The sequence below is a fragment of the Asanoa ishikariensis genome, assembly GCF_900107455.1.
GTDB classification, from domain to species: Bacteria; Actinomycetota; Actinomycetes; order Mycobacteriales; family Micromonosporaceae; genus Asanoa; species Asanoa ishikariensis.
On record NZ_FNQB01000006.1, the window covers coordinates 320,994 to 331,913 of the forward strand.

Sequence of the window (10,920 nt, forward strand, 5' to 3'; positions counted from 1 at the left end):
GCCACTCTGCGATATAGCTGGTTGCGGGATAGCGGTGAGGGAGGTCGCGATGCATAATGTCGGTGACCCGCGCGTCCGGCTGACAGGCGTAACACTGACAACTTACGCTGGCAGCGAGATCACTGCCCGAGGGGCCGCACACAGCGACACGGCACGCCGCCGTACGCCCGACGCGCGCTCTTATGCTGGACAAGGAGAGCGCCAACGATGGCCGACTCGCCCTACGTAGCACGCCGTCGCGTGCGGTTGGCGATCCGGCGCGCTCGTGACGGCAAGAACTTCACCCAGAGCGACGTGGCTGAGGCCATGGAGTGGTCACTGTCCAAAGTGATGCGCATCGAGAGCGGCGAAGTCACGATCTCGCAGAACGACCTGCGACCGCTGCTCGCTTTTCTCGGTGTCAAGGACAGGGCAGAAATCGAGTCGCTGGTCGTGTCCGCGAAGCTTTCGAAGCAGCGCGCCCAGTGGTGGGAGACACCGCAGTACCGCGACCTCCTGACGCCGGCCATCGTCCAGCTCATCGGTCTCGAGCTGGCCGCGCGGGAGATCCAGTACTTCTATCCCATGGTGGTGCCGGGCCGGCTGCAAACTCCGGCCTACACGCGCGCCGTATTCGAGACGTTCGCCGGCGAGCTCAGCGAGGAAGCGATCGACGCGCGCGTGCGTATGCGTGAGATGCGCCGACAGAGCTTCCTGGACGCCGCCGAGCACCCCGAGGTCAACCTGGTGCTCGACGAGTCTGTGCTCTATCGCCAGGTCGGGGGCGCTGAAGTCCTGCGCCACCAGCTCGAACACCTGCTCGTTCTGATCGGCGAGCGACGTATCTCGGTGCGGATCATTCCATTCAAGGAACAGTCGCCGATTCCCATGCTGGCGACTTACGAAATTGTCTCTCTCGTCGACGGCACCACCGTTCTCTATCGCGAGAGCGACACCCTCGACGAGATTGTCGAAGACCACGAAAAGATCAAGCGGCATCGGGAGATCTTCGACCGCGTTTGGCAAGCTGCGTACGACGAGCCAACCTCGGCGGGGCTAATCAAGGACCACGCCACCGCGCTGTCCTGAAACCGCTATACATAAACCACGGACGAAAGGCACGTCAGTTGAAGAAGTCGAGTGCGGCCATCTCATGGCGCAAGAGCAGCCGGTGTGCGTCCGGCGCTTGCGTCGAGGTCGCTGACGCGGTGGACATGGTTCTGATGCGGGACTCCAAGTCGCCGGCGGGGGAGCCGCTGGAGTTCCCCAAGGGTGTGTGGACCAATTTCATGGTTGACCTCAAAGAGGGACGATTCCGCGCAAATTGATTAGCGATTGTGAGCCGCGGGCGTCGCGGTATATCTGATATCAAGGTGTACGCGGCTCACGATCGACTCGTTCTTCAGATGCCACAAATAACGCAAACCACCGCGCAGTATCGCATTAACTGGCACTCCTTGCGTTCATTCACGTTCCCTGCGTTCAAGTAGGTGCTTACCCTAGGCGTTAGGTCACTACTAGGGAGCGTGACTCATGTCCAAAGATCAGAGTCGGATCAAATGGCTTAAGCGATGCGCGACCGGCGCATGTGTCGAAGTCGGCGCGCTCAACGGCCAAGTGCTCGTCCGTGATTCCAAAGACCCCGCCGGGCCGATCGTGGCCTTCTCCTGCTCAGCGTGGAGCGAGTTCGTCACTGGCCTACGCGAGGGCCAACTCAGCCGCTGAGCCCGCGGCACGCCGGGAGCGAGCCATCGCCTCGCACCGAGCCCCTCCCCTCGCACCCGTCGATCGCGGCGCTTTGTGCGGCCAGCCGGAACCGCACCGTCGCCACGATTCAACCGACACCGTTGCGGCCCAGGTCAAGGCGTCGCCGTTCCGACGCCGAGGTCGACAGAACGCCTTGACCGCCGCGACGGTGCACCGCGAACAACTAGAGGGCCGGATAAGCCTGCGGCAGCCCGCAGGCGCGAGCCCGTTTCGCCCGACGCGGACTGCCGGGCACATCGCAGCCCGCGGCCCGTCGCGGCCCGTCGCCCGTCGCGGCCCGTCGCGGCCTGTCGCCCCGTCGCGGCCTGTCGCCCCGTCGCGGCCTGTCGCCCCGTCGCGGCCTGTCGCCCCGTCGCGGCCTGTCGCCCCGTCGCGGCCTGTCGCCCCGTCGCGGCCTGTCGCCCCGTCGCGGCCTGTCGCCCCGTCGCGGCCTGTCGCCCCGTCGCGGCCTGTCGCCGCCCGCGGAGCGTCGTGGCCCGCGGCCCGTCGCGGCCCGCGGCCCGTCGCGGCCCGTCGCCCGTCGCGGCCCGTCGCGGCCTGTCGCCCCGTCGCGGCCTGTCGCCGCCCGCGGAGCGTCGTGGCCCGCGGCCCGTCGCGGCCCGCGGCCCGTCGCGGCCCGCGGCCCGTCGCGGCCCGCGGCCCGTCGCGGCCCGCGGCCCGTCGCGGCCCGTCGCCCGTCGCGGCCCGTCGCCCGTCGCGGCCCGTCGCCCGTCGCGGCCTGTCGCGACCCGTCGCTCGTCGCGGCCTGTCGCGGCCCGGGAGCGTCGTCGCCTGTCGCGGCCCGCGGCCCGCGGCCCGTCACGACCCACCGAGCGGCGCGGCCCGCGGAGCGGCGCGGCGCCCACGATCGCGCCGGACAGACGCGCACGCCTCCCGATGATCATTCCGGGCCGGATGCCGCCGCGGAGATAAGCAAGGGTCCCTTGTTAACGCTTTTCGCAGCGTAAGGGACCCTTGCTAACGCTCTGAGGCCGCGGGTGCCGCGGCGGCGCCGGACCACCGCGGGCGCCGTTCGGGCGCGGAGCTGGCAGCGATGCGTCAGCGAGCGGTCCCCGGCGGGAGCGACGGTCGCGCCCCCGGCGGGCCCGGGACCAGATGTTGATCGGTCGTTATGCGGTGGGGAACCAGAGGGCGATCTCGCGCTTCGAGCTCTCCGGGGAGTCGGAGGCGTGCACGAGGTTCTCGCGGTTCGAGAGGGCGAGGTCGCCTCGGATCGTGCCGGCGGCGGCCTTGCGGGCGTCGGTGGCGCCGACCAGCGTGCGGACGACCTCGATCGCGGTGTCGCCGCTCAGGATCAGGGCGACCAGCGGCGCGCTGGTCATGAACTCCTTGAGCGGCGGGTAGAACGGCTTCTCGACGTGCTCGGCGTAGTGCGCGTCGGCGAGCTCCGCGTCCATCTGGCGGCTGACCATCGCCTCGATGGTCAGGCCCTTGCGCTCGAAGCGGCTCAGGATCTCACCGACCAGGCCGCGGTGGACCGCGTCGGGCTTGATCAGCACAAGCGTGCGCTCGACCGGGCTGCTGGACACGTTGAACATCCTCCTGAAGCTGGGAGGTTCATGTTACCGATGGTGGATCACCCACTGTCTGCCGGCTCTTCCCTATGCGGGCGCACGGGGCCTAGCCTTCTTGGTGACTCAGGGGAGGTCCACAGTGGCGAACGGCAACCGCCGCCCGCTCGCACCGGTCCGGAAGCTGTTCGCCGCGGTGCTGGGCACCTGTGCGCTGTTCGTGGTCCTGTTCGGGATCGGGATGCAGAGCCTGGCGATCGTCGCGCTCGGCATCGCTCTGTTCGTGCTCGCCGTCGGGCTTGTGCTGGTCACGGCCATTCGCGGTGGGGCGCGGGCCTGGGTGGCCGGCACCGCGCACGTACACAGCGTCTCCGAGCCCCCGGCCTCGTCGGTGTTCGGGCGCTGCGAGCTACAGGTGCTGGTCGACGCGCCGGGCGTCGCGGGGCGGCTGGTCCGGATGCGCGACCCGCGCGTACCCGTCGCCAAGTGGCCCGACGTCGGCGCCAGCCTGCCGATCATGGTGGCGATCGACGATCCGCGGCACATCCGCATCCTCTGGGACGAGGTGCTCACCCACGCCGAGGCGGCGGCCGCCTCTCGCGAGGACGACCTCGGTCCCCTCGAAGACGACGAGACGCGCTGGCCGCGGTCCGACGACGACTACGTGCCGCCGGCGCCCATGGAGACCATCGAGACGACCACCGCCGACCTGACCGACGAGCTCAGCGGCCTGCGCAAGCCGACCGAGCCGGTGGTCGTGCACCAGACTCCCGGCGGTCCGATCGTGGTCGAGGGGACGCTGGTCGACCAGCCCGGCGCCGACTCGCCGCCGCTCGCCCGCCGGGCCGCGCGGCCCAACCCGCGCAAGACGCGCGCGGAACGGGCGTCCCGGGAGGAAGGCTCCGGGGGCACGGCCACCGTGACCGCACCGCCTCCGGCTGACGTGCCGGGGCAGCGGGGTGCCGCCGGGCCCAACACCGAGCGGCCTGACGACGTCTTCGACCAGGACGCGAACTGGGCCGAGCCGCTGTTCACGGAACGGCGGGTGAGCCGGCCGGCTTCGGCGGGTTCGACCTCGGCCGAGTCGGAGGCTGATGCGGAGTCGGGCCGCGGTCGGCCCGACGAGACGGCCGAGGCGCGGATGAGGTCGGGCGCGGCCACGGATGACGGGCCGGCCCGCGAGAGCGTGGCCGAGCCCAGCGACGAGCCGGCACCTGATGCTGGCGCCGTTGACGAACCAGCGACCGCCGCACGAGCCGACAGTCCGGTCGAGACCGCCGACGAGCCGGCGGCTGATGACGAGTCGGAGCACCTTGGCGAAGGCTGGTCCGCCGGCAGTCGTGGTGAGCAGGCCGCTGCCCTGGCGGATCAGGGCGGTGCGGCGGCCTTCGTCCGGTCGGAGGGCGACGAGCCCAAGGCGACCACCGAAGCCGCACCGACGGCTGACGACGCGGCACCGAAGCAGGCCCGCAACGGCACCACCGGCGAGGGTGACGACGGCGTGTTCGCCGATCTGTACACCGCTTACCCGAGCGCCCGGCCCGGCGACACCGGCGCGACCATCCACGGGGTCGGGCTGACCTTCCTGGTCCGCGACCTCGGCCGCTCGGTCGCCTTCTACCGCGACATGCTCGGCTTCCAGGAGATCGACACCGGCGAGCACAACGCCGTGCTGGCGTCCGGCGACACCCGCATGGTGCTCCGCGAGATCAAGGACGCGTCCGCGGTCAACCGCCGGCTGGTCCACCTCAACCTCGAGGTCGGCGACGTGCTGACGGTGTACGAGGACCTGCGCGCAAAGGGCGTCCGGTTCACGTATCCGCCCCGGGTGGTCAATCGCGGCGTGAAGCTGGAGCTCTGGGCGGCCGCGTTCAAGGACCCGGACGGCCACGGCATCGCGATCACCCAGTGGCGCAGCCGGGAAACGGGGTAGCCCCACCGCTCCGACCCGTGGCGGGTTGGTGATCCAGCCTGGACGAGAGGAGCGCCGCTGTGGCGCCTACGGTTCTGAACGTCGCGTTCGACTCCGCCGACCCGTACGCCCTGGCGTCGTTCTGGAGCAAGGTGATGTCGGTGCCGCTGGCCGCTGACGACTTCCCCGGCGACCCGGCGGCCAGCATCGAGCTGCCCACGGGCCTGCACCTGTACTTCCAGATCGTGCCGGAGCCGAAGACGGCGAAGAACCGCGTGCACATCTGCCTGCGCCCGGACGTGCCACGGGACGAAGAGGTCGCCCGGGTGCTCGCGCTCGGCGCCACGATCGTCGACGACCGCCGTGCTCCCGCGCCCGGCGAAGACGGCGGCTGGGTGGTCTTCGCCGACCCCGAGGGCAACGAGTTCTGCGTCCTGCGGGGGCCGGGCGAGCCGCACCCTTAGCCGAGGATGGAGCGCCGGACGTAGAGGATGTAGACCCAGACCAGGCCGAAGATCACGCCCAGCGCGAAGAGGGACCAGTGCAGGAAGCCGCCGAGCAGGAGGGCGCCCTGTACGACCGTGCCGGCCGTCCACACCCACGGCCGGCGCAGCATCCCGCACAGCACGAAGCAGACGACGCTGAGCCCGACCACCGCCCAGACCGCGCCGGTGCTCAGGTGGCCACCGAGCAGCCGGATCGGCTGGATCGCCAGCAGCAGCACGAGCCCTTGCAGCGCGAGCGCCGCAGCGCCCATCCCGCGGACCGCTCCCGCCGGGTTGCGCAACCCCGACCGTCGGTATCCGGGCGGTAGGTCGTCCGCGTCGGCCGGCGCGGAACCCGGCTCGGGGGCCGGCGGTGCCGCTTCGGGGCGGGTGTCGTCGGGCGTCGTCATCGCTTCAGCAGCGTCCGTGCCTCGGCCACCGTGATGACCGAACCTGTCACGATCACGCCGACGCCGCTGAGCTCGCCCTGGACCTCGGTCTCGGCGAGTACGACCGCGGCCTCGATCGCGTCGGGCATGTTGGCGGCGATCTCCACGCGTTCGTCGCCGAACACCTCGATCGCCACCGCGGCGAGATCGTCGATCGGCATCGCGCGCGGTGAGGTGTTGCGGGTGACCACGACCGCGTCGACCACCGGCTCGAGCAGGTCCAGGATGCCGGCCACGTCCTTGTCGGCCAGCACGGCGACCACCGCGACCAGCTTGCTGAACGCGAACTCCTCCTGGAGCGCGGTCACCGTGGCGGCCATGCCGTGCGGGTTGTGGGCGCCGTCGAGCAGGATGGTCGGCGCGTTGCGTACCCGCTCCAGCCGGCCCGGCGACGACGTGGACGCGAAGCCCTCGCGGACCGTCTCGACCACGAGCTGGCGGTCGGCCCCGGCGCCGAGGAACGCCTCGACCGCGGCCAGGGCCACGGCGGCGTTCTGGGCCTGGTGCGCGCCGTGCAGCGGCAGGAAGATCTCGTCGTACTCGCCGCCGAGGCCCTGCAGCGTGAGCACCTGGCCGCCGACGGCGATGGTCCGGCGCAGCACGCCGAACTCGCCGCCCTCGCGGGCAATGGTGGCGCCGACCTCCGCGCACCGTTCGAGCAGCGGGCGGGCGGCTTCCTCGGTCTGCGCCGCGGTGATCACCGTCGCGCCCTTGTGGATGATGCCGGCCTTGGCCCAGGCGATCTCCTCGATCGTGTCGCCGAGCCACTCGGTGTGGTCGAGGCCGATCGGGGTGATCACACAGACGCCGGCCTGGATCACGTTGGTCGAGTCGTCGGCGCCGCCGAGCCCAACCTCGACCACGGCCACCTCGACCGGCGCGTCGGCGAAGGTCGCGAACGCGAGCGCGGTGGTCATGTCGAAGTAGGTCAGCGGCTCGTCGTGCCGCTGGTCGACGAGCGCGGCCAGCGGCTCCACCTCGCGGTAGACCGAAACGAACTGCTCCTCCGAGATCGGCTCGCCGTCGAGGCTGATCCGCTCCCGCACCGTCTCCAGGTGCGGGCTCGTGTAGCGCCCGGTGTGGATGCCGAAGGCCCGCAACAGCGAGTCGATCATCCGGGCGGTCGAGGTCTTGCCGTTGGTGCCGGTCAGATGGATCGACGGGTACGCCCGCTGCGGCGAGCCGAGTACGTCGAGCAGTTCCTCGATCTTGCTGAGGTCGAACACCATCCGGACGTTGCCGCGCGACTCGAGGGCGGCGTCAACCTCGCGAAACTCACTCATGCCGGCAGCGCCTCCAGGGCGGCGTCGATGCGCGCCAGGTCGGCCTCGGCCGTGGCCAGGCGTTCCTTGATCTTGTTGACGACCTGCTCCGGTGCCTTGCCGACGAACGCCTCGTTGCCGAGCTTGGCCCGGCACTGCGCGGCCTCCTTCTCGGCGACCGTGCGGTCCTTCGTCAACCGGGCCCGCTCGGCCACGAGGTCGACCGCGCCGCGGGTGTCCAGGTCGACGCGCACACCGCCGGCGACGGAGAGCGTCGCCGAGGCGGCGAAGTCCGCGTCGCCGTCGTCGAGCCGGGCCAGCGACCGGATCAGCCACTCGTGCGGCGCGACCACGCCGAGGCCGTCGAGCCGCGCGGCCACCCGCTGCGACGGGCGCACGCCCTGGTCGTTGCGGAACCGGCGGATCTCGGTGACCACCCGCTGGAGCGCGTCGACCTCGGCCTCGGCCCCGTCGTCGACCAGCGCCTTGTCGAGCTGCGGCCACTCCGCCCGGGCCACCGTGCCGGCACCGTTGATCGCGATCCACAGCTCGTCGGTGACGAACGGGATGACCGGGTGCAGCAGCCGCAGCAACTGGTCGAGCACGTGGCCGAGGACCCGGCGGGTGGCGTCGGCGGCCGGACCGCCGGCGGCCAGCACCGGCTTGCTCAACTCGACGTACCAGTCGCAGACGTCGTCCCACGCGAAGTGGTAGAGCACGTCGCAGATCTTGGCGAACTCGAAGCGCTCGAACTGCTCGTCAGCCTCGTCGACCACGTGCTGCAACCGCGACAGGATCCAGCGGTCGACGGTGGAGAGCTCGGTCGGCAGCGGGCCGCTGACGTGCGCGCCGTTCATGAGCGCGAACCGGGTCGCGTTCCAGAGCTTGTTGCAGAAGTTGCGGGAGCCCTGGCACCACTCCTCGCTGACCGGCACGTCCTGGCCGGGGTTGGCGCCACGGGCCAGCGTGAACCGGGTCGCGTCGGCACCGAACCGGTCCATCCAGTCGAGCGGGTCGACCACGTTGCCGAACGACTTCGACATCTTCTTGCCGTGCTCGTCGCGGACCATGCCGTGCAGCGCGATCACGTCGAACGGCTGCTTGCCGTCCATCGCGTACAGGCCGAACATCATCATCCGGGCGACCCAGAAGAACAGGATGTCGTAACCGGTGACGAGCACGCTGGTGGGATAGAAGCGCGCCAGGTCCGGGGTCTGCTCCGGCCAGCCGAGGGTGGAGAACGGCCACAGGCCGCTGGAGAACCAGGTGTCGAGGACGTCGGTGTCCTGCTCCCAGCCCTCGCCCGGGGGCTCCTCGTCGGGGCCGACGCAGCGCACCTCGCCGTCGGGGCCGTACCAGACCGGGATCCGGTGTCCCCACCAGAGCTGGCGCGAGATGCACCAGTCGTGCATGTTGTCGACCCAGGCGAAGTAGCGCTTGGCCATGTCCTCGGGGTCGATCCGGACCCGGCCGTCGCGCACCGCGTCGCCGGCGGCCTTGGCCAGCGGGCCGGTGTTGACGAACCACTGGAGCGACAGCCGCGGCTCGACGGTGGTGCGGCAACGCGAGCAGTGCCCGACAGCGTGCACGTAGGGCCGCTTCTCGGCGACGATCAGGCCCTGCTCGCGCAGCGCGGCCACGATCGCCGGGCGGGCCTCGTACCGGTCCAGGCCCTCGAACGGCCCCGGCACGGTGATCACCGCGCGCTCGTCCATCATCGTGATGCTGGGCAGGTTGTGCCGCTGCCCGATCTCGAAGTCGTTCGGGTCGTGCGCCGGGGTCACCTTGACCGCGCCGGTGCCGAACGCCGGGTCGACGTGCTCGTCGGCGACCACCGGGATGCGCCGGCCGGTCAGCGGCAGCTCGACCTCGGTGCCGATCAGGTGCTTGTAGCGCTCGTCGTCGGGGTGCACCGCGACCGCGGTGTCACCGAGCATGGTCTCCGCGCGGGTGGTGGCGACGACGATCTCGTCGCTGTAGCGGATCGAGATCAGCTCGCCCTCGTCGTCGCTGTGCACGACCTCGATGTCGCTGAGCGCGGTGAGGCAGCGCGGGCACCAGTTGATGATGCGGTTGGCGCGGTAGATCAGGCCGTCGTCGAAGAGCTTCTTGAACATGGTCTGCACGGCCCGGGAAAGGCCCTCGTCCATGGTGAAGCGCTCGCGGCTCCAGTCGACGGAGTCGCCGAGCCGGCGCATCTGGCCGAGGATCGAACCGCCGGACTCCGCCTTCCACTGCCAGACCCGCTCGACGAACGCCTCACGGCCCAGGTCGTGCCGGGACAGCCCCTCCTGGCCGAGCTGGCGCTCGACGAGGTTCTGGGTGGCGATGCCGGCGTGGTCCATGCCGGGCAGCCACAGTGCCTCGTAGCCCTGCATCCGCCGGCGCCGCACCAGGGCGTCCATCAGCGTGTGCTCGAAGGCGTGCCCCATGTGCAGCGAACCGGTGACGTTCGGCGGTGGGATCACGATCGTGAACGGAGGCTTGTCGCTCGCCACGTCGGCGGTGAAGACACCCTCGGATACCCAGGCCTCGTAGCGCCGACTCTCTACGTCCGCCGGCGCGTATTGCGCAGGCAGGGTCGGTGTCGCGAGCTCGCCGGTCTCCGGTGTCTGGGTCACCCGTGAAGTCTACGGAGCGTTCGCGCCGACCCCGCATGCGACCACCGGCTGTTCCGTTACGGTGGCCTGCATGTCGAACGACCGAATCTCTGCCGCCGATCCGGGCGAGCCGATCGATGTCACGCCGCCCGTCTGGGCTGCGTCGCCGGACGACCCCGACGAGGACCAGGGCCCGCGCCCGCCGATGTCCCAGCGCCGACGGATCGTGTTGGCCTCGGTCGCGGCGGTCGGGGTGGCGGGGTTGGCCGCTGTCGGCATCTGGGGCGGCCGGATCATCTCGCAACAGGATCCGACGATGTCGACTCCGGCCTCGGTGGCCGGGCTCCAGCTCAACAACAGCGCCGACGCGGCCGCGACGGCCGAGGACCTGAAGGCGGCCTTCGCCGCGGGGATCGACCTCAAGAAGAGCGTGGGGGCGGTCTACACGGATCCCGCCGCGACCGACCGCAGCGTCCTCTTCTTCGGGGGTACGGCCTTGCTGTGGTCGCCGGCGAAGGAGCTCGACACGCTCTTCGGGCTGGTCGGCGACGAGTCCGGTGCGGTCGACGGGCTGCACGAGGTGCCGGCCGGCGACCTCGGTGGCGTGATGAAGTGTGGAACGACCGCGGTCGACGACGGCAGCAACATGGCGGTGTGCGGCTGGGCCGACCACGGCGCCACCGGAATGGCGCTGTTTCCGTCGCGCCCCACCGAGGAGGCCGCGGGCCTCATGCGCGAGATGCGTGACGCGGTCCAGAGCCGCGACTGATGAAAGCGCCCCGCGTCAGCGGGGCGCTTTCCTATTCGCTCGTGGACGCAATTAAGGGCCACCCCGCGAGGGGTGGCCCTTAATAGGAAGATGTCCGGCGGTGTCCTACTCTCCCACACCCTCCCGGGTGCAGTACCATCGGCGCTGGAGGGCTTAGCTTCCGGGTTCGGAATGTGACCGGGCGTT

At 70.6% G+C, this 10,920-nt stretch carries 10 protein-coding genes and 1 rRNA gene; 6 read left to right on the forward strand and 5 right to left on the reverse strand.

What is annotated here, in order from left to right; all coding sequences use genetic code 11:
* Positions 1–207 precede the first annotated feature (207 nt).
* The 3 genes from BLV39_RS40915 (at position 208) to BLV39_RS40925 (ending at position 1,704) form a co-directional block, all read left to right on the forward strand.
* Positions 208–1,068 (forward strand): helix-turn-helix domain-containing protein, encoded by an 861-nt coding sequence (locus tag BLV39_RS40915; RefSeq protein WP_090804635.1) that lies wholly within the window; start codon positions 208–210, stop codon positions 1,066–1,068.
* Between the two features lie 119 nt (positions 1,069–1,187).
* Positions 1,188–1,307 carry a DUF397 domain-containing protein gene (locus BLV39_RS40920; protein ID WP_239083673.1) on the forward strand — a complete coding sequence of 40 codons (120 nt, stop codon included), beginning with the start codon at positions 1,188–1,190 and terminating at the stop codon, positions 1,305–1,307.
* Between the two features lie 205 nt (positions 1,308–1,512).
* Entirely contained in the window at positions 1,513–1,704 is a 192-nt protein-coding gene (locus BLV39_RS40925; protein ID WP_090804639.1) for a DUF397 domain-containing protein, read from the forward strand.
* 1,151 nt (positions 1,705–2,855) lie between these two features.
* Here the strand turns inward: BLV39_RS40925 and ndk are convergent.
* On the reverse strand, positions 2,856–3,275 hold the full coding sequence (ndk, locus tag BLV39_RS40935) for a nucleoside-diphosphate kinase (protein ID WP_239083675.1): 420 nt from the start codon (positions 3,273–3,275) through the stop codon (positions 2,856–2,858).
* Between the two features lie 124 nt (positions 3,276–3,399).
* On the opposite strand from ndk, the gene BLV39_RS44690 reads away from it, so the two are divergent.
* Both BLV39_RS44690 and BLV39_RS40945 read left to right on the forward strand, forming a co-directional pair.
* Entirely contained in the window at positions 3,400–5,190 is a 1,791-nt protein-coding gene (locus BLV39_RS44690; RefSeq protein ID WP_239083676.1) for a VOC family protein, read from the forward strand.
* 59 nt (positions 5,191–5,249) lie between these two features.
* Entirely contained in the window at positions 5,250–5,633 is a 384-nt protein-coding gene (locus BLV39_RS40945; protein WP_090804644.1) for a VOC family protein, read from the forward strand.
* Here BLV39_RS40945 and BLV39_RS40950 read toward each other — a convergent pair.
* Genes BLV39_RS40950 through BLV39_RS40960 form a run of 3 tightly spaced genes read right to left on the reverse strand, consistent with a single transcriptional unit; the run spans position 5,630 to position 9,986 of the window.
* Positions 5,630–6,064, reverse strand: a complete 435-nt coding sequence (locus tag BLV39_RS40950; RefSeq protein WP_090804645.1) for a DUF4233 domain-containing protein — start codon at positions 6,062–6,064, stop codon at positions 5,630–5,632. The genes BLV39_RS40945 and BLV39_RS40950 overlap by 4 nt on opposite strands.
* Positions 6,061–7,386, reverse strand: coding sequence for a bifunctional folylpolyglutamate synthase/dihydrofolate synthase (locus tag BLV39_RS40955; RefSeq protein WP_090804647.1), 1,326 nt, complete (start codon positions 7,384–7,386; stop codon positions 6,061–6,063). Before BLV39_RS40955 ends, BLV39_RS40950 begins: the two co-directional genes overlap by 4 nt.
* Positions 7,383–9,986: a valine--tRNA ligase gene (locus tag BLV39_RS40960; protein WP_090804649.1), complete on the reverse strand. Its 2,604-nt coding sequence runs from the start codon at positions 9,984–9,986 to the stop codon at positions 7,383–7,385. Before BLV39_RS40960 ends, BLV39_RS40955 begins: the two co-directional genes overlap by 4 nt.
* A gap of 70 nt (positions 9,987–10,056) precedes the next feature.
* Between BLV39_RS40960 and BLV39_RS40965 the strand changes: the two genes are divergently transcribed.
* On the forward strand, positions 10,057–10,734 hold the full coding sequence (locus BLV39_RS40965) for a hypothetical protein (protein WP_090804651.1): 678 nt from the start codon (positions 10,057–10,059) through the stop codon (positions 10,732–10,734).
* A gap of 92 nt (positions 10,735–10,826) precedes the next feature.
* Here the strand turns inward: BLV39_RS40965 and rrf are convergent.
* Positions 10,827–10,920, reverse strand: a 5S ribosomal RNA gene (gene rrf, locus BLV39_RS40970); the annotation flags it as partial.